The 24,229-nt window shown below is 69.2% G+C and carries 21 protein-coding genes and 1 pseudogene; 12 read left to right on the top strand and 10 right to left on the bottom strand.

Features of this window, described 5'->3' with window-relative positions; all coding sequences use genetic code 11:
- Window positions 1–209: hypothetical protein (locus ACWGID_RS13100; protein WP_452196662.1), on the top strand; the 209-nt coding region annotated here is incomplete at its 5' end.
- Window positions 210–212: 3 nt separating this feature from the next.
- Here the strand turns inward: ACWGID_RS13100 and ACWGID_RS13105 are convergent.
- The 3 genes from ACWGID_RS13105 to ACWGID_RS13115 form a co-directional block, all read right to left on the bottom strand.
- Window positions 213–701 (bottom strand): RNHCP domain-containing protein, encoded by a 489-nt coding sequence (locus ACWGID_RS13105; protein WP_452196663.1) that lies wholly within the window; start codon window positions 699–701, stop codon window positions 213–215.
- Window positions 702–735: 34 nt separating this feature from the next.
- Window positions 736–2,895: a glycosyl hydrolase family 95 catalytic domain-containing protein gene (locus ACWGID_RS13110; RefSeq protein WP_452196664.1), complete on the bottom strand. Its 2,160-nt coding sequence runs from the start codon at window positions 2,893–2,895 to the stop codon at window positions 736–738.
- Window positions 2,896–2,972: 77 nt separating this feature from the next.
- Window positions 2,973–3,362, bottom strand: coding sequence for an SgcJ/EcaC family oxidoreductase (locus tag ACWGID_RS13115; protein WP_452196665.1), 390 nt, complete (start codon window positions 3,360–3,362; stop codon window positions 2,973–2,975).
- Window positions 3,363–3,458: 96 nt separating this feature from the next.
- On the opposite strand from ACWGID_RS13115, the gene ACWGID_RS13120 reads away from it, so the two are divergent.
- From ACWGID_RS13120 to ACWGID_RS13135, 4 genes are all read left to right on the top strand, one after another.
- A complete protein-coding gene (locus tag ACWGID_RS13120; protein WP_452196666.1) occupies window positions 3,459–4,580 on the top strand; it encodes a hypothetical protein in 1,122 nt (373 codons plus the stop codon).
- Window positions 4,577–5,680 (top strand): sensor histidine kinase, encoded by a 1,104-nt coding sequence (locus ACWGID_RS13125; protein WP_452196667.1) that lies wholly within the window; start codon window positions 4,577–4,579, stop codon window positions 5,678–5,680. Before ACWGID_RS13120 ends, ACWGID_RS13125 begins: the two co-directional genes overlap by 4 nt.
- Window positions 5,677–6,282: a response regulator transcription factor gene (locus ACWGID_RS13130; protein WP_452196668.1), complete on the top strand. Its 606-nt coding sequence runs from the start codon at window positions 5,677–5,679 to the stop codon at window positions 6,280–6,282. Before ACWGID_RS13125 ends, ACWGID_RS13130 begins: the two co-directional genes overlap by 4 nt.
- Window positions 6,283–6,620: 338 nt before the next feature.
- Window positions 6,621–7,196: a nucleotidyl transferase AbiEii/AbiGii toxin family protein gene (locus ACWGID_RS13135; RefSeq protein WP_452196669.1), complete on the top strand. Its 576-nt coding sequence runs from the start codon at window positions 6,621–6,623 to the stop codon at window positions 7,194–7,196.
- 811 nt (window positions 7,197–8,007) lie between these two features.
- Here the strand turns inward: ACWGID_RS13135 and ACWGID_RS13140 are convergent.
- The 4 genes and pseudogenes from ACWGID_RS13140 to ACWGID_RS13155 all read right to left on the bottom strand — a co-directional run.
- The gene (locus ACWGID_RS13140; RefSeq protein WP_452196670.1) at window positions 8,008–8,634 is read right to left on the bottom strand and encodes a DUF2461 family protein; all 627 of its coding nucleotides are present in this window, start codon (window positions 8,632–8,634) and stop codon (window positions 8,008–8,010) included.
- A 270-nt stretch (window positions 8,635–8,904) separates the two neighbouring features.
- Window positions 8,905–9,582, bottom strand: coding sequence for a phosphotransferase (locus ACWGID_RS13145; protein WP_452196671.1), 678 nt, complete (start codon window positions 9,580–9,582; stop codon window positions 8,905–8,907).
- 341 nt (window positions 9,583–9,923) lie between these two features.
- Complete coding sequence (locus tag ACWGID_RS13150; protein WP_452196672.1) at window positions 9,924–11,696, bottom strand: helix-turn-helix transcriptional regulator; 1,773 nt, start codon at window positions 11,694–11,696, stop codon at window positions 9,924–9,926.
- Between the two features lie 550 nt (window positions 11,697–12,246).
- Window positions 12,247–12,642, bottom strand: a pseudogene (locus ACWGID_RS13155) (ATP-binding protein); the annotation flags it as partial.
- 200 nt (window positions 12,643–12,842) lie between these two features.
- Between ACWGID_RS13155 and ACWGID_RS13160 the strand changes: the two are divergent.
- The 4 genes from ACWGID_RS13160 (at window position 12,843) to ACWGID_RS13175 (ending at window position 16,584) form a co-directional block, all read left to right on the top strand.
- Window positions 12,843–14,573 carry an L-aspartate oxidase gene (locus ACWGID_RS13160; protein WP_452196673.1) on the top strand — a complete coding sequence of 577 codons (1,731 nt, stop codon included), beginning with the start codon at window positions 12,843–12,845 and terminating at the stop codon, window positions 14,571–14,573.
- Between the two features lie 68 nt (window positions 14,574–14,641).
- Window positions 14,642–15,367: an SDR family oxidoreductase gene (locus tag ACWGID_RS13165; protein WP_452196674.1), complete on the top strand. Its 726-nt coding sequence runs from the start codon at window positions 14,642–14,644 to the stop codon at window positions 15,365–15,367.
- Window positions 15,364–15,783, top strand: a complete 420-nt coding sequence (locus ACWGID_RS13170) for a DUF4345 family protein (protein WP_452196675.1) — start codon at window positions 15,364–15,366, stop codon at window positions 15,781–15,783. Before ACWGID_RS13165 ends, ACWGID_RS13170 begins: the two co-directional genes overlap by 4 nt.
- 123 nt (window positions 15,784–15,906) lie before the next feature.
- The gene (locus ACWGID_RS13175; RefSeq protein ID WP_452196676.1) at window positions 15,907–16,584 is read left to right on the top strand and encodes a sigma factor-like helix-turn-helix DNA-binding protein; all 678 of its coding nucleotides are present in this window, start codon (window positions 15,907–15,909) and stop codon (window positions 16,582–16,584) included.
- A gap of 27 nt (window positions 16,585–16,611) precedes the next feature.
- Here ACWGID_RS13175 and ACWGID_RS13180 read toward each other — a convergent pair whose 3' ends face one another.
- The 3 genes from ACWGID_RS13180 to ACWGID_RS13190 all read right to left on the bottom strand — a co-directional run bounded on the left by ACWGID_RS13180 (window position 16,612) and on the right by ACWGID_RS13190 (window position 20,853).
- Window positions 16,612–18,627: a LuxR C-terminal-related transcriptional regulator gene (locus ACWGID_RS13180; RefSeq protein WP_452196677.1), complete on the bottom strand. Its 2,016-nt coding sequence runs from the start codon at window positions 18,625–18,627 to the stop codon at window positions 16,612–16,614.
- 162 nt (window positions 18,628–18,789) lie between these two features.
- A complete protein-coding gene (locus ACWGID_RS13185) occupies window positions 18,790–19,371 on the bottom strand; it encodes an AAA family ATPase (protein ID WP_452196678.1) in 582 nt (193 codons plus the stop codon).
- Between the two features lie 318 nt (window positions 19,372–19,689).
- Window positions 19,690–20,853 (bottom strand): epoxide hydrolase family protein, encoded by a 1,164-nt coding sequence (locus ACWGID_RS13190; RefSeq protein WP_452196679.1) that lies wholly within the window; start codon window positions 20,851–20,853, stop codon window positions 19,690–19,692.
- 93 nt (window positions 20,854–20,946) lie between these two features.
- Between ACWGID_RS13190 and ACWGID_RS13195 the strand changes: the two genes are divergently transcribed.
- The 3 genes from ACWGID_RS13195 (at window position 20,947) to ACWGID_RS13205 (ending at window position 24,227) form a co-directional block, all read left to right on the top strand.
- The gene (locus tag ACWGID_RS13195) at window positions 20,947–21,522 is read left to right on the top strand and encodes a CGNR zinc finger domain-containing protein (RefSeq protein ID WP_452196680.1); all 576 of its coding nucleotides are present in this window, start codon (window positions 20,947–20,949) and stop codon (window positions 21,520–21,522) included.
- Between the two features lie 288 nt (window positions 21,523–21,810).
- The gene (locus ACWGID_RS13200; RefSeq protein ID WP_452196681.1) at window positions 21,811–23,901 is read left to right on the top strand and encodes a SpoIIE family protein phosphatase; all 2,091 of its coding nucleotides are present in this window, start codon (window positions 21,811–21,813) and stop codon (window positions 23,899–23,901) included.
- Complete coding sequence (locus ACWGID_RS13205; RefSeq protein WP_452196682.1) at window positions 23,898–24,227, top strand: STAS domain-containing protein; 330 nt, start codon at window positions 23,898–23,900, stop codon at window positions 24,225–24,227. The genes ACWGID_RS13200 and ACWGID_RS13205 overlap by 4 nt, the downstream gene beginning before the upstream one ends.
- Window positions 24,228–24,229: the final 2 nt, after the last annotated feature.

The following is a 24,229-nucleotide window of genomic DNA, read 5'->3' on the forward strand; positions in this document are numbered from 1 at the left end:
GGGACCGCGCTTGGGGTCTGCGGCCCCGCCCCCCCCCCCCGGGCCGGGGGCGCCCGCGGGGCGGCCCGGCCGGCGCCGGGCTCGCGCGGCGGCCCCCCCCGCCACCGCGGCGATGGTCGCCACTGGTCATCGCGATCGCGGCGCTGACGCCGCTGCTGATCGGCGTACCGTTGATGCTGGCGACTTCCGCGGCCGACATGTTCTTCTGACCGTCAGGTCTTCGCCTTCCGCGCCCTCGGCTTCCTCGCGGGCGGGGACGCGCCGTTGCCGTTGCCGTTGCCGTTGCTGGCGGTCGCGGTCGCGGGCTCGGCGGCGAACGGGATGAAGGGCATCGTCAGGGGCAGCGCGGCCAGCCGCATCAGCAGCAGGACGTTGTCGTCGCCGGCGGTCTTGTTCAGGCGAAGCCGTCCGCAATTGGTACATCGGTGGATGAGGACCCACCGGCCCTCGCCGCGGACCGTGACCGCGATCGGCTCCATCCCGCCGGAGCAGTCGGCCTTCCGATCACCCGGAACGTTGCGGTCGAGGTGCCGCGACCACAGACAACTCGGGCAATGATTGCGATGGGTGGTGCCGGGGGCGTCGAGGGAAACCTCTACGCCACAGTGTTCATAGCTGAACGAACGTGCGAATACCAAACCAGAGAACCTTTCAGAGCGAAGCTGGACAGAACAGACATCGGCTTCCTCCTTCCGGTTCACGCCGGCTGGTCCGGGCGTACGTGCCCTCAGCAGATCAGGACGCCTCGGTGGACGTCAATTGATTAACCGCGGTGAGCTCGATCCGGTCACCCGGATCCGTGTCGAACCGGAGAATCTCCTGATCGCTCCCCGGCTCGGGCTGCCCATTGCGGAGTACGGCGGCTTCGGGCCACGGATTGCGGACTTGCAGCGGTCGGCCGGCCAAGCTGACGATTTCGACGAACGTCACTCGTCCGTCCTGCTGCGCCGCCGAGATCAGGAAACCGCCCTTCTGACGCAGCGTCGTGAAGGACGCGTCGCGGGTCGTCGGCCAGTGCGGGAAGACACTGACGACATCGTTGCGGGTGGCAACGAGCATGCTGTTGATCGCCTCCGTCGCTCCCGATTTCTCGATGCCGTGCCAACCGTCGGTGATCCGCAGGTTCCGGGCCTGCCGGCGCTCGATGACGGAGCGCAGGATGTCGAGCAGTTTCTCCGCGGGATAACCGCCACGCACGGCCTGCGTGAAGACCTTCGGGAAACTGTTCTCCTGGTCCCAGGAATCCATCGCGTCGAGCGTGTCGATCGCAATCTGCCGATCGGCGTTCTGACCGGCCGGATGGATGAACTCCAAGTTCACGGTGTTGTCGCCGGGCCGGATGTCGCGGGGATCGTCACCCTTGAGCGTGCCCGCGTCCGCGAGGGCGTAGACGATGCGGCCGTTGACCACCGCGGTCGGCGTCGACGGCAGATGCTCGAGCATGTGCCGCCATTTCGGATCAACCGCCGTCAGATCCGCCTCGTGCTCGACCAGCAACGTCAGCAATTGGCGCAGCAGTGCGATGTCGACCGACGAGTTCGAGCCCCACGAGCCTTCGTGCGGCCCACTCCACAGGCGATACCGACCCTCGTCCCACTCGAGATAGTGCGCGAAGAACTCGGCGGCGTCCCGCAAGAACGGGTACGCAGTGTCGCGCAGGAACTCGGTGTCCTGCGTGTGGTCGAAGTACTCGACGTACTGCGATGCGGTGAACAGCACGTTCGACACCTGGTTCAGGTACACGTCGTCGGTCGTCGAACCGTACGGTCCGAGGCCAACGGGGAACAGCGCTCCCCCGGGCAGACCACCGTCGGGAAAGCGCGTCGCGATGTACTCCAGCTGAACCCGCGCCAAATCCTCGCGCGCACGACGTCGCGCCTCCGGCAGGTAGTCCTCGATCACCTGGAAGAACGGCAGCACGAGCTCGGGACGGTTGCTCGAGTAGACCCCGTAGTACGGCGCCTGGGCGTTGTAGTTCAGGTGGTAGTCGCCGTGAAACACCGGGAAGTCGGTCGTGGTCCAGATCCCGTGCAGCCCGGGTGCAACCTTGCCGGGGCGGCTCGACGCACCGAGGAAGTACTGCGCGGCGTAGTAGAACCGCTCGATCAGATCGTCCCCGAGATCCGCTGACGACTGCTGCCAATAGGTCTCCCACCAGCGGCGGCTGTCACGGCGTACCCGCTCGAGGTCTCGCACACCGAGCGCCGTGACCTCGGCGACGGCGTCGAGTTCCGGTTCGACGGCGTTCCGCCCACCGCCGGCGACGCAGCTCACCACCCACATCGTGGCGCCGGCCGCCACCGTGAACCGCTGCTCGATCCCCGCTCCCACAACCTGCGGCCGGCCTGCGTCCGCAGCGCCGAGCAGCCGCGTCGCGAACGCCGCCCGAGACACCCAGGCGCCGCCCTCCGCAGTCGCGCGCGACGCCCACAGCACATCCCCCGAGGCACCACAGGCATTCCGGTACGCCGCCTGTGCGTCCTTCTCCCGCCACGGACCGGGCCAGACCCGCACGGTCAGCTCGATCGCCCCCTCATCGCGGGACGTGATCTCCGTGACCAGCACGTTCCGCTCGGCCGCGAGCCACGTTTCCATCCACAGCGACGTACCGAGCTCGCTGACGATCCGGGGCTCCACGATGTGCTGCGTCTCGTGGAACCCGGACCACGAACCACTCATCAGTGCCACGCCCCCGAGCACGGCCGGCATCGGCTCCGGGTGCGCATTCCAGAAGTCGCCTTTCGAGAGGCTGAAGGCCTTCACGCCGGCTTTCCCGCCCGACGTCACGCCCACATCGCCGTTCCCGAGCAACGCCGTATCCGGCATGGCGTGCGACACCGCCCCGAGGTACGCCTCGTCGCGCCACTCCCCCGCCTGCTGCTTCCAGCTCACCATCAAACGCCCCTCCAGTCCGGCTGCCCATACTTTATGCGGTCAACTAATCCCGCGCACTGGCCGGCCGGAAGGGCTGCTTACCGCTGCGCCGGGGTGTTGCAGTACGCCGCCACAAGCCAGCGCTCGTCCTGCTTCGTCAGCACCCAGGTGGCGACCACGTCACGCCCGGCGGGTACGTCGGTCGCGCCCGCCGGCACGATGCCCGCGCGACTCACGACGATCGCCGTGTCGCCCGCGACCCGGACGTCCTGCGGGGTGTCGACGCCGCGGCTGCCCTTCAACGGGCCGTCGAAGCCGGCGGCCATACTCGCGCGGACGGCGTCGCGGCCCTGGTGGAAGACGCCGGGCATCGTGACGGTGGCGTCGTCGGTGTAGACGGCCGCGAACGCGTCGGCGTCGCCCGCCGCCCAGGCGGTGTAGATCTGGTCGAAGACTGCCTGCAGGTCGGTGTCGAGCACGGTGGTCATCGTGATGCCTTTCGAAGTAGTGGAAATACGTGCACCACTCTCGATCGGCACCCGGTGCGCGCGGGAGATCGCGATGTCCCCAGTTGGCGATGACAAATGTCATCACCGCCCGGCGACATCGGCGTCTACCGCGGACAACTGGTGTCGCGGCATGCTGCCGGGATGACCGCAGCTCTCGCCCTCGCCCGGCCGGGGATGTCATCCTGGTCGCGATCCGGCACGGGCGGCCGGCCGGAAGAGACGGGGGCCGGAGTGGGGGCGATGGCGGCCGAGCCGCGGCAAGATCGGCTGATCCGGCTGACGAGCGCCGGTGTGCTTGCCTTCAGCATCTGCCTGCCCGCCGTCAGCCTCACCGCGGCCGCACTCGCCGGCACGCCGTGGCCGGTCCTCACCGTCGACGTGGTCACGACCGTCCTGTACGTCCCACTGTTCCTGCACCTCGTCTGGATGCGGATCACCGGCAGACTCGATCAGCGGCCGCGAACGTATGCGTACGGTCTGCTCGCCGCGATCGCCGTCCTCATCGTCGGCGCGCTCCCCTGGGCCAGCCCGTGGTGGCCGAGAGCCCTGTCCGCGCTGGCCCTCGCAGTCCTGATCGTCGTACCGACGCCTTGGTCATGGATCCTGTACGCCGTTCTGTGGCTCGCGCCGATCCCGCTCGCGCGCTGGTCCGGGCACCCTGAGCTGTGGGTGTGGGGTGTGCTCCCGGTCAACGCGGTGCTGGGACCATACGTGTTGCTGCGGCTGATCGACTCGGCGCGTGAGCTCGATGCCACCCGCCGGCGATTGGCCGCGGACGCGGTCGTCACCGAGCGTCTCCGGATCGACGAGGAGTTGCGTCGTACGGTAGGGACGGAGCTGGTCGCCATCGCGCATCGGTCGGACCGGGCTTTCGCCGACCCTGCGACCACGCGGTCGGCGGTGGAAGGAACCGTCGAGATCGCGCGGACGACGCTCACCCGCGCGCGGCGCCTGATCAAGAGCTACCGGCAACCATCGGTCGCCGCCTCGATCGACAGCGCCGTCGAGCTGCTGAGCGCGGGCGGCGTACGGGTGCAGGTCACGGCGAGCATCGACGATCTCGACCCGGAGGACGCTGCGCGCATCGGACGTGAGTTGCGCGTGGCGGTCGGCCGCCTGTTGGCCGAGGGTTCCGGCAGCTACCGATTGACCGTCACGCGCGATGGCGTGCGCGTCGACCAGGAGGGCTCGACGTGAGCCGGCATACCTGGCCTGTCGTCGCGGTCACGCTCGCCTGGCTCGTGCCTCCGGTGACGTATACGTTGAACGCGACCGACGCGACGGCCGGACAACCGCTCCTCGTTCTGGCCCTCGCGGTGATCATCGGCATCGCCCAACTCCGCCTCGCCGTCGCGGCGTCGAAGGGCGGCCTCCCGCGGGGCTGGCCGGTGATCTACGCAGTACTGCTGATGGCTGTCTACGCCCCGCTGCCGTGGTGGAGCTGGAACTGGATCAGCATGCAGTGCTTCGCCGCCGCGTCGTCCGCGATGGTGCTCCGGCGTCATCGCCGCGCACGGCTGGTGGTCGCCGCTTTGTTGCTCATAGCACCGGTCGCCGCCGACACGATCAACAACCGCGGTTCGTCCACCGTTGTGCTGCAGGTGATCTACGACCTCGTCGGACTGTCGGTCGCCGCCGGTTCGCTGTACGCCGCTCCGCAACTCGTCCGCTTCTCCGCAGAGCTCCGCACGAGTCGCCTCGCCCTCGCCGACTCGGCCGTCGAGCACGAACGGCTCCGGCTCTCCCGCGATCTGCACGACCTGCTCGGACAGAGCCTGTCGGCCGTCTCGCTGAAAGGTGACCTCGCACTCGCACTGCTCGATCAGGATCCGGTCCGCGCGCGCCGTGAGATCGCCGAGGCCGCCGAAGTCAGCCGCCACGCGCTGCGCGACCTGCAGGCGGTCACCCGCGACGATCACGAGGTCTCGCTGGAGACGGAGCTCGCCGGGGCCACGCGCTTGCTGACCGCTGCGAACGTTCGGGTGTCCGTCGATGCCGCGGTACTGCCGTCGACCGCGGTCGGCCAGCAGGTGTTCGGGTGGGCGATCCGCGAAGGGGTCACGAACTTGCTCCGGCACAGTCGGTCCAGCACCTGCTCGCTCACAACGTCATCGGCCGGGCGAACGGTCCGGCTCGAGATCGTGAACGATGGCGCTCCCGACGTACAAGGGAGTGTCGGAGGTAGTGGGCTGGCGGGGCTGGCGGAGCGGGTCGCGGACCTGTCCGGTTCGGTGCGTACCAGTCGCAGCGGCGACCAGTTTCGGTTGACAGTCGAGATCGCGGAGGACACGCCATGATTCGGCTGCTGATCGCCGAGGACATGCACATCATTCGCGCGGCGCTGGTTGCGTTGCTGTCGCTCCAGCCCGACTTCGAGGTCGTCGCCGAGCTCGACCGCGGTGATTTGGTGCTGGACGCCGCTCGCGAGTTGCAGCCTGATATCGCCGTCCTGGACATCGACCTGCCCGGGCTCGACGGTCTGACCGCGGCCGAGCAGCTCCACGCCGACGTACCGGACTGTCAGGTCGTCATCCTCACCGGACTGGGGCAACCGGGGAACCTGCTGCGCGCGCTCAAGGCACACGTCCGCGGCTTCGTCGTCAAGGACGCACCCGCCTCCGACCTCATCGACGGCATCCGCCGCGTCGCCGCCGGACAACGCGTCATCGACCCCGAACTCGTCGCCACCGCGATCGAGGTCGGCGACTCACCGCTCACCACCCGCGAGACCGACGTACTGCGCGCCGCGCGCAGCGGACACCCGACCGAGCAGATGGCCCACGAACTCGCCCTCTCCCCCGCAACCGTCCGCAACTACCTCTCCCACGCCATCACCAAAGTAGGCGCCCGCAACCGCCTCGACGCAATCCGCATAGCCCAAGACGCCGGCTGGATCTAACCCCACGACGCCACACCCGAGCTACTCGGTGGGTTCAGTCGGCGGGTTCAGTCGGCAGCTCGACAGGTAGTACACCTGCGAGACGCCGTACACGCCAACCGTTCCACGCCTAAGTGCACTACCCCAGCACCAGACACCTCCTGTCGAGCTGCCGGTCCGCGACGCTCCCACCCCACCCAGCCCGCATGCTCCGGCCGCACCACGTACCGCGAGCGCCGCGCCTTGGATCGGTCACGATTGCGGCCGCGAGCGGCTTGTGCTGTCGGACATGCGGACCGTTGAGAAGGTCGCGTGAACTCTCTTGCCGTGTCCGACCCCTTGGGTGAATCCTTCTGGCCATGATCGAAGAGGCCCTCTCACATGTCGTTGGCGATCTTCATGACCTGGGGGCGCCCTGGGCGCTGGTCGGTGGACTCGCCCTATGCGTACGGGCGGAGCCACGACCCACCGCGGATATCGACATCGCCGTCGCCGTACCCGACGACGCGACGGCGAAGGCGCGTGTCGACGACTTACTCGCCGTCGGCTACCGATTGAAGGAAGCGATCGTGCACGACCAGACCGGCCGCCTTGCGACCGTGCGGCTGGACTGCACTGCCGTTCACGAGGACGTGGCCCTCGACTTGTTCTTCGCGAGTTGCAGCGTCGAAGCCGAAGTTGCGGAAGCGGCGGAACCCCTGCAAGTTCCACCGGACCTGAACATCCCCGTCGCTCGCATCGGGCACCTGATCGCGGTCAAGTTGCTCTGGCGGTCCAGTGAGAAAAGGGACCGAGACCTCCGCACGCTGCTCCAGCATGCCAACGCTGAGGATCTGGAGGAGGCACGTCACCTCACAGCTGTGATCACCCAGCGCGGCTACCATCGCGGACGGGATCTCGGGGCAGCACTAGACAACTGGCTGAGCGCTCCTTGAGGTTCGCGCGGTGAACCTGCATCAGGCAGCAGCCCGGTCGCAAGCGGCATCCATCACCGCGATCACGACCGTACGAGGGCGGGCCCGCCGCTCATTGCTGGACACTCTGGGCTTGCAACGCCGTTCACCGTACTTCCGCCGATGACACCAGGGCAGTGGCTGAAAGCAGCAGAAACCTCGCAATGGGCCGTCGCAACCACGAACTCCCACCAGGACTACTCCCGAGCTAGCCAGCGGCAGCAAGCTCCGCATCGCCCGTTGCCCACGAGTACGGACATCTGCGCAGACGACTTCGAACATCGACAGCCGCAGCGCACCCCAGGGCCTCGCCGCACGGTGCGCGAGCCGGGGATATCCGTTGACGTTGGGGGTTGTCTGTTGGTGCGGGAAGGCAGAACCCCCACCTCGCGGGGTTATCCCCTCCGAGATCGCGGGTGGATGGTGCGCGTCGGGCAGGCGACGCGGGCTGACGTGGGCGGCAGGCTGGCAGACAGAGCGCGGGCGTCCTCAGCGCGCCGTTCGCGATCGTCGTCGACGCCGCGTCGTACGTCGTGTACGCGATCGCGTCGCACCTGATGGATGATGTCGATCCGCAGCCCGACGCCATGCTGACCTGGGCGTCGGCGGCGCACGTTAGGCGTGGGCGGCGCGCGTCTGCAGGCAGCGCGGGCTGGTGTGAGTGATGCGCGTTGGCAGGCAGCGCGGGCCGGTGTGGGTAGTGCGGGCTGGTTTGGTTGGCGCGATCGGCTGCTGGGAAGTCCGGACGGCTGTGTGGCCAGCGCGGTCCAAGCCGACACCGCGGGCGGGTGGTTTACGGATTTGCCACGTGTTTGACCAGCCAGTGGGCGAGTGGGCGTAGCTCGGACAGGGTGGCTAGTACTCGGTCGGTTGCGGCGGGGGTGTGGATCCACTCGTCGCAGCCGAGCGGCCGGCGTGCGATGAGGGACTTGTGCCGCAGCAACTCCGCCCGTGGATGATCGGCCGGGTACCCGCGCAGCGGCCGCTTCAGCAGGTCGCCCGAGATCACGCACCCCTGCTCCTCCAACTGCCGCACGATCGCCGCCAGTCGCCGCCCGGACCCAGGATCCGCCACCGCGGCCCGGTACCGCTCGATCTGCGCCGACGGCCCGTACCACCACGCCACGCCGACCTCGAGACCGTCGAGATCGAACCCGACCCCCAACTCGACGTTCCGAGCCAGCCGGATGATCGCGTTCTGCCGCTGCCACGCCTGCAGCAGCACCTCGCCATAACCCCAGACCGAGAAGTCCTCGTACTCCGGATCCGCGTCGGCCACCGCATTCAGCAACCCGATCATCGGCTGCCGAACCAACTCCTCCCGCCCCCGCCGACACTCCCGCCGGACCGCCACGGACGGCTCCCCCTCGAGCCGCACCAACACCTCCAACGCCGCCCGCGGCCACCCCTCAAATCCCACACCCAGCACCCTACCGAGCCTCGTGCCCACCCATCAGGTCGTGATCTTCCCCGCCAGCCATCTCAACCAGAACTCCCGCAAATCTGCCGCGAGCAGGCGCGCCTCCTGCCCGATCGGAGACCAGATGAAGACGCCAGGCTCACCATCCAACGCGACGCAAAACGGATCGCCGGTCCCGTCGTCCCCGAACCCGAGCAACCTCCGCCGCGCCGCGGGCTCCCCTCCGTTCCACGCGTCGAAGTTCCACCGCACCGCTCAGCCTTTCACGCATCAACCGAGGGTCTGCTCTGCCTGGATCAGGTCGGTCTCGATGCGGTCCGGTGGGAAGGCTTTGAGGATTGAGTCGTGGAGTTTGTCGATCATCCAGTGGGCCTCGTAGGTGCGTCTGGTGGCAGGGGTGAGGGTGGCTAGCTCGGCCTCGACCTGGTGGGCGCCGGCCGTCTCGCCGCTGCTGCCCCATTGCAGGCCGAGGAGTGCGTAGTGCCGATCGCCGCGGGATGCTCCTGCGTTCCAGTCGACTACGCCGGTGACGTTGCCTGCGGCATCGAACAGGACGTTGCCTGGCGTGTAGTCGGTGTGCACCAGGTCGTCGCCCTGCATGCGAAACGGTCGCCCGCCGTCGACTGCGAGCAGTCGCTCCAGCAGCCGTCGACCCCGTTCGCCAAGACGCCCGACGGTGTGCCCGAAGGCGCCGTACCCGCGAGTCGTGTCCGGAAAGGCTCGCGGCCGCGGAACCTGTGGATGATCACGCAACACCCCGGCAAAGCGATTGTTCATCGCAACGATCGCGCCTGCCGTGTTCTGGTCGAGTGCATCAACGTGATGACCGGGCAGTCGCTCCTGCACCACAACGACGTACCCATCAGAAAGCTCCATCACGAGCTCGTGCGCAGGAACAGGCAACCCCAGTCGGCGTACGTCGTTGAGCACCGCCGCCGTCTGTCGCATAACGGGCAACGGAGTGAGAGTGCGGGTCATCGCTGACTCGCGACCATCTGGCCACGCCACAAACGCGGCGCTGCTGGAGCCACCCACCTGATCCGCCAGCCCGGTCAGCAGGAGACCGCTGCCCGTGCGTGCGTTCACCTCTTCGATGACCGCCGTCGGCGCCCACGGATTCTCCGACAACCGAAACTCAACCTTGTGCGCCATGGGTCACCAGCCGCGGAACTGCGTGCGATTGTCCGTCTTCACCGTCATCCTCCGCTCCGGAGCCACCCATCCGCGCCGCGATCGTAGGTGACCGACAGGCTCATGCCGAGGCGCTCCCCATCGGCAAGGTGCAGCAATTAAGGGCGGAGTTGTTTGCGGGACGTGATGTCGAGCTTGGTGAAGATTTTGCGGAGGTGGAAGTCGACGGTGTGCCGGCTCAGGTACAGCCGGGTGCCGATCTCCACATTGGTCAGGCCAGATCCGGCCAACTCGGCGATCTGGGCCTCCTGCGCAGTGAGCAGGTCCCGGGCCGACCCGTTGCCGGCGCGCGGGTCGCCTACCGGTTGCCCTGCCTGCGCCAGCTGTCGAGCGGCGCGCTCCGCGAAGGCCTCGGCACCGGCGGCCGCGAACAGTTTGTGGGCCGCCCGCAGCTCGCCTCGCGCGTCCTCGCGGCGCCGCTCGCGGCGCAGCCACTCGCCGTACACCAGATGTGCCCGCGCCAGCTCCATCCGCATCCGCGTCCGCCCCAAGCGCTCGACGGCCTCCTGGTACGCCGCCTCCGCCGCGCTCCCGCCTGATCGCAACCCGGTCGACCGTGCTAGCACCCCGAGACCCCAGTCGGTACCGCAAGCCTGAGCCTGCAGCTGCAACCTGGCGTACGCATCGGCCGCCGCATCCGGCTGTCCGGCGCGGGACGCGGCCTCGATCAGCTCCGGCAGCGCCCAGCTGGACTGGCTGAGCTCCGCGGGATAAGCGGTCGCCTCCAGTCCCGACCGCAACGCGACCGTGTACTCCGACAGCCCGTTGTGCAGCACCGCATTGATCAGCTGCCCGAAGGTCACCGCACCGCCCTCACCGCGAGCTTCCGAGTCCTCGATGCTCGCGGCAATCATCAACCCCGCACCGGGCAGTCCGCGCCAGGCCGCCAGTCCTATCTGGCCGTACGCCGCCAGACCGGCGCCGGTCGCTTCGCTGACAGTCTGTACCTCGGTCAGCAGCGCCGCCGCGGCCGTCAGCTCCCCCTCGTACAGGTTCAGCATCGCGCGATGGTGGAGCGCGAGTGGCAACTGGTTGAGGTCGCCCAGCTCACGAGCGATCCGGAGATGCCGTGCGGTGAGCAGATGCCAGTGCTCGTCGTCCCAGAGATTGATCGGCAGCAGCGCGGCCAGCCACATCCAGGGCAGGTCGTCCAGGTCGGTCGTGTCGTCCTCTGTCGCGAACGCAGCCATCGCTTCCGCGGCGTGTGTCCTCGCAGCAGCGTGGCCGTCGGCGAACAGCGTCGACACTGCCCGGTACACGAGGTCCCGTTTCCGCTCCGGTGTCGCGCTGGGGACCGTCTTGGCGGCTCGGGCGATCTGCGCGATCCCTGTCCGACCGCCGAAGCGGCCGGCGAACTGAGCGGCGGCCAAGGCTTCCTGGTAGGTGTCGCGGGCGAGCCCGAGGTCGAGCGGTTCCAGTCGCCGGGCGGCTTCGAGCAGCCGCGGCGGAGCCTCCAGGCTGTGCCCAGAACTGAAGGTGACCTGCGCGCGCAGGAGATTCACCCGGGCCTGGTGAAGCTCGTCGGCCGGCCGCTGTTCGGCGATGTTCAGGAGCCCGAGCGCGGTCTCGAACGCACCCGCCGCCAGGCTCGCCTGGGCAGCAGCGAGCGCCCTGATCGAGCGCGTCATCGGATCGGGCGTGAGCGCCGTCGATCGCTGCAGGAACGCCGCCGAGGCCGCTACACCACCGCGACGTCGCGCACGGTCGGCGGAGCTGACCAGCTCGGCGGCGATCTCCTCGTCGGGTCCGTCGGCACCCTGCGCTCGATGCCAAGCGCGGCGGTCGGGATCCTGTCCCGGATCGGTGGCCGCAGCCAGCGCCCGATGGACGGTCCGCCGGGTCCGCGGCCCGGTACGTCGCCGAGCGCACAAGCGGGTGCCGGAAGAGCGCCCGGGAGGCGAAGTCGATCAACCCTGCGGCCTCCGCGGGCGCCGCCGCGCTCAAGGGCAGCTCGAGCAGTGCGAGCGCGCGCACGACCAACGGTACGTCGCCCGCGGGTTCGGCCGCCGCGGTCAGCAGAACGCGCTTGGAGTCCTCCGGCAGCGCTTTGACCCGGCGAGCGAAGTTCTGCTCGATCCGACTCGCGAGCAGACGCGCGTCCGGCCGCTCGAACCCGCCGGCCAGCTGCGCCGCGGTCAGTCCTCTCGGCAACTCCAGCAGGGCCAGCGGGTTCCCCCTGGTCTCGGCGACGATGCGGTCGCGGACGTGGGTGTCGAGCCGCCCGGGTACGACGGAGTCGAGCAGCGCACCGGCGTACTCATCGGTGAGACCCGTGACCGTCAGTTCGGGGAACCCGTGCCACTCGGGTCCGGTCACCGGCTCGCGCACCGCGAACACCAGGCCGATGCGATCCGCGAAGAGCCGGCGGCCGACGAAGGTGAGGGTCCGGACGGAGGCCTGGTCGAGCCACTGTGCGTCGTCGACAACGCAGACCAACGGCTCTCGATCGGAGGCCGCCGACAGCAGGCCCAACATCGCCGCGCCCATCAGGAACTGGTCCGGCGGACCACTGCTGCTCACTCCGAACGCGACCTCCAGCGCCTCCGCCTGCGGCCCAGGCAGCCGGTCACACAGGTCGAGCAACGGCAGGCACAACAGGTGCAGGCCGGCGAACGGCAGCTCCATCTCGGACTCGACCCCGGACGCCCGAACCACCCGGCAGCCGTCGGCGTGCGCGGCCAGGTACTCGAGCAGGGCGGACTTGCCGATGCCGGCCTCGCCACGGACGACCAGCACCTGTCCCGCACCGGATCGCACCCCGCCGGCCAGCTGCTCGAGGCGCGCACACTCCGTACGCCGTCCGCGCAGCTCCGGCACCGTGCTGGTCAAGGGTCCACCCCCCAACCTCGAAGACTAGGGGTGGTCGTCGCGCCGGCACAGAGACCGACGGGTTCCGTAATCCGGCCTCGACCGCTTCGGACACGTGACGTCCGACGCATTCGCGCGAGCGACAGTCACAAACCGCCACTCGGCGTTGTCCTCATCCATGAGGGACCCCGCGCTCCGAAGGAGATCAGATGAGCAACGCCGAACAGCAGATCGCCACCTCTGTCCTCGTAATCGGGACCGGTGGTGCCGGTCTCCGCGCAGCGATCGAGCTCGCCGAGCAAGGCGTCGAGGTCCTTGCCCTCGGCAAACGACCGCGATCGGACGCGCACACGTCGCTCGCCGCCGGCGGCATCAACGCCGCGCTCGCCACGATGGATCCGGAGGACACCTGGCAGCAGCACGCGGCCGACACGCTCCAGGAGAGCTACCTGCTCGCGAACCCGGTCACGGTCGAGATCGTCGCCCGGGGTGCCGTCCGCGGCATCGAGGACCTGGAGCGCTGGGGGATGCCGTTCGCACGGGAGGGCGACGGGCGGATCTCGCAGCGGTTCTTCGGCGCACACACGTACCGCCGGACCGCGTTCGCCGGTGACTACACCGGTCTGGAGATCCAGCGCACGTTGATCAATCGCGCGGTCCAGCTCGGCGTACCGATCCTGGACACCGTCTACGTGACGCGGATCCTCGTGAAGGACAACGCGGTGTTCGGCGCCTACGGGTTCGACCTCGCCACCGGCCGGCGGTACGTGATCCACGCCGACGCGGTGATCCTGGCGGCGGGCGGGCACACCCGGATCTGGCGCCGTACGTCGTCACGGCGCGACGAGAACACCGGCGACGCGTTCCGGCTGGCGCTGCTGGCCGGCGGAAAACTCCGCGATCCCGAACTCGTGCAGTTCCACCCGTCCGGCCTGCTCGAGCCCGAGAACGCGGCCGGCACCCTGGTCTCGGAGGCCGCACGTGGCGAGGGCGGTCAGTTACGCAACGCGCTCGGCGAACGGTTCATGGCCCGGTACGACGCCGAGCGGATGGAGCTGTCGACGCGGGACCGGGTCGCGCTCGCGGAGTACATCGAGATCAAGGAAGGCCGCGGCACCCCGAACGGTGGTGTCTGGCTGGACGTGTCCCAGCTCCCCCGCGAGACGATCATGCGGCGGCTGCCGCGGGTCTACCAGACACTGCTCGAGCTGCAGATGCTCGACATCACCCAGCAGCCGATCGAGATCGCGCCGACCGCGCACTACTCGATGGGCGGCGTCTGGGTCCGCTCCGACGACCACGGCACCGGCGTCGACGGCCTGTGGGCGATCGGTGAGGCCGCCAGCGGTCTGCACGGCGCGAACCGGCTCGGCGGGAACTCGTTGATCGAACTGCTGGTGTACGGGCAGATCGTGGCCGGCGAAGCCGCGAAGTACTCGATCGGCCGGCCGGCGCAGGTGCGATCGGCCGCGGCCGTGGCCGAGGCGCGCGCGGAGATCGATGGGCTGCTGGCCGTCGACGGGCCGGAGAACGCGCGCGTTCTGCAGCGGGCCCTCCGGGACACGATGACGGCGCGCGCCGGCGTCGTCCGCGACGAGACCGGGTTGCTGGCCGGTCTCTCGGAGCTGGCCGACCTCGAGGAGCGGATCGGTGATCTCGGCGTGCATCCCGATATCGCGGGCTACCAGGACCTGGCCCATGCCTTCGATCTCAAGGCGTCGGTGCTGGCCGCCCGGGCGACACTCGACGCGGCTCTGGCACGACGCGAGTCACGCGGCTGCCACAACCGTGCGGACTTCCCCGATCTGGACCCGTCGCTCCAGGTGAACCTGGTCTGGTCGGGACCGGGTGACGTCACGAAGGAGCCGATCCCACCGATCCCGGCCGAGCTCCGGCAGCTGATGCGGCAGGTCTCGTCCGAGGGCAAGTTGGTCGAATGAGCGTCCTGGAGCGGCTGTCACAAATCGGGGGGCTGTCCGATCTTCACTGGCAAAGAAAGGACACCGACATGAGTTCCATCCTCGTCACCGGCGGCACCGGCCACCTCGGTCGCCCTACTGTCAGCCACCTGCGCGCGGCCGGGCACGGGGTCCGCGTGCTGAGCCGGAAGCAGGGGCCGGACCGCGCCGTCGCGGACCTCACCACCGGCGTCGGCCTGCAGACCGCGTTCGACGGCGTCGACGTCGTCGTGCACCTGGCCACCAGCCTCGGCCGCGGCGACGTGCAGCAGGCCCGCAACCTGGTCGAGGCCGCCGCCGGCATCCGGCACCTGGTGGTGATGTCGATCGCCGGCATCGACCGAATCCCGCTGTCGTACTACAAGACCAAGCTCGCGGTCGAACAGATCGTCGGCGAGTCGCACGTGCCGTACACGATCCAGCGCGCGACCCAGTTCCACGACCTGATCGATCGCGTCTTCAGCGCACAGCGCTACTCGCCGGTCCTGTTCGCGCCGACGATGTCCCTGCAGCCGATCGCGGTCGAGGACGTGGCGAGCAGACTGACCGAACTGGTCGGGCAGGTACCGCTGAAGGGTCATGCGCCCGACATCGGCGGTCCCGAGCGGCGGACGGTGCACGACCTGGCCCGGATCTGGAAGCAGGCGAAGGGCTCGCGCCGCCCGATCGTCCCGGTGCGGCTCGGCGGCAAGGTCTTCCGCGCGTTCGCGAACGGCGAGGCGATGGTCGACGGCCCGACGTACGGCCGGATCACGTTCGCGGAGTACTGCGGATGAGAACGTACGTCCGGGCAGTCCTGGTGATCCTGGCGGCCCTCCAGCTGACCCTCGGCGTCTGGCTGACGTTCGCCCCGCGGTCGTTCTACGACAACGTGCCGACAGTCGACTGGGACCCGCCGTACGCCGAGCACGCGTTCCGTGACTTCGGCAGTGCGTCGCTCGGCCTCGGCCTGGTGATGGCCGCCGCCGCGATCCGGCTCGACCGGTACCTCGTGGGCGTCGCCCTGATCGCGTACGCCGCGTTCGCGCTGCCGCACATGATCTTCCACCTCGGTCACCTGCGTGCCGACGCGGTGGGCTGGTCGGTCGTGCTCGGCCTGGCGGTGAGCCTGATGTTCGTCCTCCCCGTGAGCGCCCTCCCGGGAGTCCGCCACCTGGACGCCGGCGACCGCTCCCCCACGTGGTCACGATGACCACGTGACCGGCCAGGACCACGCGGAGTCCTACGTACCGAACGTGGTGCAGTCCCGGCAATCGCACTGCAGTGTGAAGCACAAGGTGGTGCGAACCCTGTCATCGACGGGAGGCCGGACGCAATGGACACAAGACAGTCGACGCAGCGGGCCGAGGCTGGACGAGCCGCGGTCGAAGGCGGTGAGCACGCACTGGGAGGCGATCTCGAGGAGGCGGTCGCGATCTTCCTCACGCTCCGCTCGCTCCTGGTGGCGGTTGCTCACCGCATCCTTGGCGATGCCAACGAGTCCGAGGACGTCGTCCAGGAGATCTGGATCCGGTGGCAGCGCCTGGACCGGACGACGATCGTGGATCCAAAGGCGCTGCTGGTGACCATGACCAGCAGGTTCGCGATCAACGTCAGCCGATCCGCGCACCACCGCCACGAGACCGCGATGACAGCCCCGGACCGAGACCTGGCCGACTCCAGCCACGACCCGGCGGCCCGCGCGGAGCAACGCGTCGCCGTCGAGGAGGCGCTGAGGCTGGTCGCCGGGAGCCTCGATCCGAGACAGCGCGCCGCACTCGTCCTGCACGACGCCTTCGGCTACCCGTACGGACAGCTCTCCGACTTCCTCCACCTGCACCCGGCGAACACCAGGCAGGTGGTCAGCCGCGCCCGCCGGCGACTCGCCGCCGTGCGACCGGTGACCAGCGCGCCCAGGACTCACCCGGCGTTCTTGCTCGCCTTCCTCGAAGCTTCCCGGGCCGGTGAACTCGCGAATCTCGAACACGTCCTCGCCGCCGACCTGGCCGGCTGACCGACCAGGTGTCACCAGGCGGTCGGATCACGATCCTGCGACGGCCCCCTGCGTCAGTCGGTGCGCGATCTCCCGGCGAGAGGCGATGCCGAGCTTCGAGAAGACCTTGCGAAGGTGCCAGTCGACGGTGTGCGGGCTGAGGAACAACCGGGCACCGATCTCGGGATTCGTCAGCCCGTCACCGGCGAGCCGAGCGATCTGCTCCTCCTGAGCAGTGAGCGCCAGGTACTTCGTCACGCGGCGTTCCCGGACCTTCGTCCCGGCGGCCGCCAACTCACGACGGGCGCGCTCCGCGAACGCGTCCGCACCGAATGTGCTCAACATGTCGTAGGCGGTGGTGAGCTGCTCGCGAGCGTCGGTACGACGGTTCGCCCGGTGCAACCATTCGCCGTACAGAAGGTGCGTGCGAGCGAGGTTCACGCGGACCCTGGTCCGGCCGAGTCGGTCGATCGCCTCGCGGTAGAGGTCCTCGGCGACGGCATCCTTGCTGAGCAGCGCCCGCGCGCACGCTTCGGCGCCGAGCGCCCAGTCCGTGCCACTGGCCCTGGCAGCCTCGGACAGCTGCTCCAGCGCCTCCGGCGCGTCATCGGGCGAGCCACGCCGCACCGCCGCCTCGATGAACTCGGCCAGCGCCCATCGCGGCGCACCGAACGCATCCTGATGCCTCGCCGCGGCACGAGCCGCGGTCATCGCCTCGTCGTACTGCGCCAGGCCGTTGCACAGCACTGCGTGATGGCAGTTCGCGACGGTCATCCCGAGGCCCTGGCCGTACAACGCCCCCTCGGTGACGGTGGCCTCGATGAGCGGGCGGGCCTCGCGCTCGCGACCCCGGACCGCCGCGAGTGCGAGTGCCCCGAAGGGCGGTTGGACGGTGCCCATCGCCGTACTCACCGTTCGGACCTCTTCGACCGCAGACGCGGCCGCCGTCAGCTCGCCGGCGAACACGAGGACGACGGCCGACGAGTCCAGGGCCAGCGGGAGCCCGCTGAACGCACCGGTCTGCCGGGTGAGTGCGACGTGCCGGGTCGTGACCGCCTGCCAGCGTTCGAGATCCCAGAGATCGGCGGCGATGACACCGGCGAGCAGCAGCCATCGCAGCGACTCGTCGACGGCCAGGTCGTCGCTCGAGAACGCGGTCAGGGCGCTCTCGATCATCGGCACCGAGGCCGTGAAGCCGTCGGTCAGGCGGACCCCCAACGCGTCGAGCAGTTCGTCCGCTGCACGCCGTACCTGCGACGGCGGCGCAGCCCGCGCCGCCGTCCCGATCTCCTGGCGTCCCGGGTGCCGGGCGAGATGCCCGGCGAAGATCACCGCCGACACAGCGTCCAGATAGGTGTCACGAGCCAGGTGTACGTCGAGCTTCTCCAACCGCCGCGCCGCAGCGAGCAAGGGTGCCGGCGCTTCCAGGCCGCGGCCCTGCGCGAACGCGAGGCCGGCGTGCAGTACCTCGATCCGTGCGCGCGCCAACTCGTCCGTCGGAGCCACGCTCGCCGTCGCGAGCAGCTCGGTCACGGCTTCGAACGCTCCGGCCTGGTACTTCGCCTGCGCGGCTTCGAGCGCACGCGCCGAGCGCCGGCCGGGATCGCCGGTCAGCTCGGCCGCCCGTTCAAGGAACGCGGCGACCGCGGCGAGGCCTCCGCGCGCCTGGGCACGAGCTGCCGATCGTTCGAGTTCCACCGCGACGTCCTCGTCGGAGCCGGAGGCGGCCTGTGCACGGTGCCAGGCGCGGCGATCCGGATCCACATCCGGATCGATCGACTCGGCCAGCACCCGGTGCACCGCCCGCCGATCGGTCACCGACGCGGTCCGGTACGTCGCCGAGCGCACCAACGGATGCCGGAACCGCACGCGAGAGTTCAGGGTCATCAGCTCGGCGGCGCCGGCTGCCGCGGTGTCGACGTCGACGCCCAGCCGCCCGGCCGCGCGGCGCAACAGCTCGACGTCGCCGACCGGTTCGGCGGACGCGATCAGCATCAGCGACCGGGTCTGCGCCGGAAGCGACTCGAGCCGGCGGCCGAACTCGCGCTCAAGCCGGCTCGACAACTCTTGTGCCCGAACCGGGGTGAGGCCGCTCAACTCCGCCGCCGTCCATCGGCGTGGCAGCTCGATCAGGGCGAGCGGGTTGCCGCGAGCCTCGGCGAGGATCCGGTCCCGGATCTGCTCGTCGAGCGGCGCCGCGGCGATATAGTCGAGCCGCCTCAGGGCTTAGCGCGACAGCAAACCGTTGAGTGGCAGCTCGGGGAGACCGGCGAGCGTTTCACGCTGCGTCGGCTCCCGGACGGCGAAGACCAGCACGACCGACTCGGCGAGCAGCCGGCGGCCGACGAATCCCAACGTCAGCGCCGACGAATGGTCAAGCCACTGCGCGTCGTCGACCAGACACACCAGCGGTTTGTCCCCGCCCGCCTGCGCCAGCAGGCTCAGTGCGGCCAGGCCGACGAGGAACGGTGCCGGCGGGGTCCCGGCGCGCAGTCCGAACGCCGTGGCAAGGGCGTCGCGTTGCGGCTCCGGAAGGTGGTCCAGGCCGGTGAGCAAGGGCGAGCACATCTGGTGCAGACCGGCGTACGAGAGTTCCATCTCGGACTGGATGCCGGCGGCCCGCACGATCCGGCAGCCGGCGGACCGTTGGAGCAGATAATTCAGCAGTTCGGTCTTGCCGATGCCCGCCTCGCCACGCAAGGCCAGGGCCGCGCTACGACCCGCCCTGGCGCCCGCGACAAGGTCGTCCAGGACCCGACACTCGTCTCGCCGCCCAACCAGCCCGGCGCCCGACCGGCTCGGTGCCACCGACCGAGCGTACTGCGGCCACCTCGCTCGCGCCATGCGTCACAGAACGGGCCCGACCGCGGTCTTCCTGAACACCGGGGGCTAACCGTTGCGTTGGGCAACTTGCAAGGACCGGAGACCATGACCCGACTACGTGAGCAGACGAGCCGGAACGTCCAGCACTACCTCACCGGCGCTGCCACCGAGCGCTCGCGGCGGTGGTGGCCTACTCGCGACTCGTCGATCGTTCAAGCCGGTCGGGGTGAACAACAGACGGCAAGGGCTCAAGGTGCCCGACTACATCCTGACTGCGTTCCAGGAAGCGATCGCACTGTCGGATCAGCGATGAGCGGCCAACACGGCGGCGAGGCCCTCCTGCAGGTCCTTCACGAAATATGAGGGAACCTCCAGCGACGGGAAATGCCCGCCGCTGGAGGGCGACCCCCATCGGACGATCTGCCGGTACCGCTGCTGCGCCCACGGCCGCGGATACCTCTCGATGTCCCGCGGATACACACTGATCGCCGACGGTACGTCGACCCGCAGTTCCGGATCGAGCGAGTTGTGGCTCTCGTAGTAGATACGGGCCGCCGACGCACCGGAGCGCGTCAGCCAGTACAGCGTGACGTCGTCGAGAACGCGGTCCCTGGAGATCGTCTCGAACGGGCTGTCCGCGGTGTCCGACCACTCGGCGAACTTGTCGAGGATCCAGGCCAGCAGCCCGACCGGTGAGTCGACGAGCGAGTAGCCGATCGTCTGCGGCCGGGTCGCCTGCTGCTTCGCGTACGCCGCTCTGTGGCGCCAGAAGTGACGGGTTTCCTCGGTCCACGCGCGCTCGACCGCAGTCAGTCCGTCCGTCGTCAACCCGGGCGGCGACTCCGCGAACGTCGTATGGATACCGAGAAGCTGCGCCGGGAACCTGCCGCCGAGGACCGTGGTGATGTTGCCACCCCAGTCGCCGCCGTGCGCAGCGAACCTGCTGTAGCCGAGCCTGCCCATCAGCTCGACCCACGCGGCCGCGATCTTCTCGGTCCCCCACCCGGTCGTGGTCGGTTTGTCGCTGTACCCGAAGCCCGGCAGCGACGGGACCACGACATGGAACGCCGGCGCATCCGCATCCTTCGGGTCCGCCAGCTCGTCCACCACGTCGACGAACTCGGCGACGCTGCCGGGCCAGCCGTGCGTCAGGATCAGCGGTGTGGCATCCGCACGCGCGGACCGACGGTGCAGGAAGTGGATTCCCAGCCCATCAATGGTCGTGCGGAACTGACCGATCTCGTTGAGGCGGGCTTCGAACGACCGCCAGTCGTACTCGGTGCGCCAGTACTCCACCAGCTCGACCAGATCGGCGAGCGGAACGCCCTGGTCCCACCGGCGCGGATCGGGCCCCGCACGACAGACGGTCTCGGCCTCCGGCAACCGCGCCGCGGCCAATCGCGCGCGTAGATCGCCAAGCTCCGCGTCGGTCACCTGAGCTTCGAATGGTTGGACATGACCGGACATGAGACCTCCTGGTCAGCGTGAAATCTATTGAGAACCAGCTAAGACGGTTCTAACACGCACCCAACCGATGCCGCAACCAGCTAAGGTGGTTCCATGTCTCCCGCGTTCCCCGACTTTCGCCTAGGTACGGTGCTGGCCACGAGCTTCACCGGGACTCTCTCGGAGCGTCACGGCGACGCCGTGGAGCGCATTCCCACGCCGCACCGACTCGTCGACTGGCTGACCGTGAGCGGCCTCGCCGTCGACTCCTGCAGCACCGCCCAGCTCGCCCTCGCGCAGGAACTGAGAGAAGCGATCCACGCCGCCGCCACCGCGGCCGCAGTCCGGGACGCTCTCCCCGCATCTGCTGTCCAGGTCATCAACGACCGCAGCGCCCAGGGCCGCGCCGCAGCGATCCTGACGGACGACGGACAGCGGCGCTGGCAGCTCAGCTCGACATCCCCCGTCGAGGACGCGCTCAGCGTGATCGCCGCCGACGCGATCAGCATCATCGCCGGCGAACGCGACGGAAAGCTGGCGCTGTGCGCCTCACCAACCTGCCAAGCAGCCTTCTTCGACACCAGCCAGAGCCGCACCCGCAGATGGTGTGACATGGGCATCTGCGGCAACCGCCAGAAGAAAGCCCGCTACAACGCCGCCCACCGCAAGGCCTCCGCCCCAGCGGAGTAACCCCTCCTGTACGGCTCGTGCTGTGCTTGACGTAGCCCGGTTTCGAGCGTCCTATGAGCTAAGGCAATGAGGCGCTGGGCCCCGGCCGGAGAGTTGGACCCGGAGAGTTGAACAAGGTGGCTACACCCCAAGCGACGAGCAGGTACGCCGCCCCGGCCGACCTCGACGCGTCACAGGCAGTGCCGCGACTGGTGGCGCCGTAGAACAGCCATGGCTGGGCGCGCGCCAGTGTCGTGGACCTCGAAAGCGCTCAGGCTCCGCCTACCGGTGGACCTGGGACGGACCACTGTGACCATCGTCCTGGTCGGCGCCGCCTACTACTTCGGTGCGCGCCTGGGTCTGCGGCTGTCGCTGGTCGAGCGCAACATCACGCCGTTGTGGCCACCCAGCGGTATCGCGCTGGCGGCCTTCCTGCTGCTCGGGAGGTCGGTGTGGCCGGGCGTCACGCTCGCCGCACTGGCCGTGAACCTGCCGATCAGCACCGGCCCGGCGCCCGCCCTGGTCACTGCCGTCGGCAACACGCTCGCGCCCCTCGTGGCGGCGATCATCCTCGAGCGCGTCGGGTTCCGGCGTCAGCTGGATCGGCAGCGGGACGCACTCGCGATCGTCTTCCTGGGTGCGCTGGCGAGCATGACGATCAGCGCGACCATCGGCGTACTCGCGCTCGTGTCGTCGAAGGCGATCGGCACCGACAAGCTGGTCGGCGCCTGGGTGGTGTGGTGGACCGGCGACGCGATGGGGGTGCTCGCCGTCGCCCCTTTCCTGCTGTGCATCCCCCTGTTCTGGGAGCTCGAGCGATGGCCGGCGTTGCGCTGGCTCGAAGCGGCGGTCATCCTTGCGCTCACCACGGTGCTGGTGTCGTGGGCGGCGTACACCACCCTGCCTCTGTTGTTCCTGGTGCTGCCCTTACTGGGATGGGCCTCGTGGCGTCTGCAGTTGCGCGGCGCGGCTCCTGCCGCGCTGATCGCCTCACTGATCACGACCTGGTCGGCAACGCACGGGCGCGGCGCGTTTGCGGGTCAGCCGTTGTTGGGGCAGATGCTCACCCTGCAGGCTTTCAACGCCACCGTCGCGCTCACGTCGTTCTTCCTCGCGGCGCTCGTGACGGAGCGTCTGCAGTTCGCTCGCGCGTTGATGTCCGCGGCCGCCGACCTGGCGGGCAGGGTCAAGAACCGCACGGCCGAGCTCTCGGCGACCAGCGACCGCCTGCGGCATGAGATCCACGAGCGGCACGCGACGCAACAGCAGCTCAACCTGGAGGAGGCCAAGACCCGGCGCGAGCACCAGATCGCCCACACACTGCAACGCAGCCTGCTCCCCGAACGGATGCCCGACATCCCCGGCGTGGCAGTGGCCGTCCGCTACGTCCCGGCGACCGCTGACCTGCATGTGGGCGGCGACTGGTACGACGTGATCCAGCTTCGCGGCGGCCTGATCGCTCTCGTCATCGGTGACGTCGCAGGGCACGGTCTGCAGGCAGCGGCAGCGATGGCACAACTGAGGATGGCGGTCCGGGCGTACGCCGTACACGATCCCTCGCCGGTCAGCGTGATGAACGGCCTGCACGAGCTGGCTCGCGAGCTGCCCGTAGCCGAGATGGTGACGCTGCTCTACGTCCTCTACGACCCGGACAGCGGCACGATCCGGTTCACGAACGCCGGTCATCCGCCCGCCCTCTTGATCGACCCCGAGGGCTCGCGGTATCTCGAGGGTGGCCTGGCCCCTCCGCTCGGCGTACTCGCCCAGCGGGACTATTCCGAGGTGACACAGGAACTGCGGCCGGGCGCCACTCTCCTGCTCTACACCGACGGGCTGGTCGAGAAGCGCGCGCTGTCGATCCAGGACGGCCTCGATCGGCTGCGCGCCGAAGCGTCGGGCGTCGGCTCGGCCGACCTCGACGCGCTCTGTGACCAGGTTCTGGCAGCCGTCCCGGAGAACGGCGAGGCCTCCGACGACATCGCACTGGTCGCGCTCCAGTCGTTGGTGCTGGCCGGAACGCCCCTGACCCTCGACGTGCCGGCCGACGCCCGCGTGCTCTTCCAGGTCCGGCACGCGTTGGGCCGCTGGCTGCGCGAATCGGGCGTCGGCGCGCGCGAAGCCGGCGAGATCGCGATTGCTTGTGGGGAGGCCTGCAGCAACGTCGTACGGCATGCGTACGGCGCCTCGCCTGGCGACCTGCATGTCGAGGCGCGACTCGTGGTCAGCTCGGTTGAGCTGACCGTGCGCGACCACGGTCAGTGGCGGAACCCAGCCGACCGTGGCGGAGGCCGGGGCCTCACGCTGATCCGCGGACTCATGGAGTCCGTGCACGTCGAGAGCAGCCCGGACGGCACGACGGTCCGCATGCGGCGCACCGTGGTGGCAGGGGACGACGAGTGACCGAGTACGCGGTGGTGGACGCTCGAACGATTGACGGCGTACAGGTTGTGCGAGTGTGTGGCGAAGTCGACCTCACAAACGCCGTCGAGGTGCGCGACGCGATCAGCCGCGTCGCCTCCGCCGACGTCCGGGTCATCGTGGTCGACCTGAGCCGAACGTCGTACCTCGACAGCTCAGGAATCGCGATGCTGTTCCGGCTCGCCGAACGAGTCACCCACCGCCGCCAAGAACTCCGCCTCGTCGTCCCCTTGGACTCCCCGCTCCGAGCCGCTCTCGAGCTGACCGGCGTCCCTCAGACCATCCCGGTCCAGCCCACGCTCGAATGATG

The sequence above is a fragment of the Kribbella sp. NPDC054772 genome (assembly GCF_053611945.1).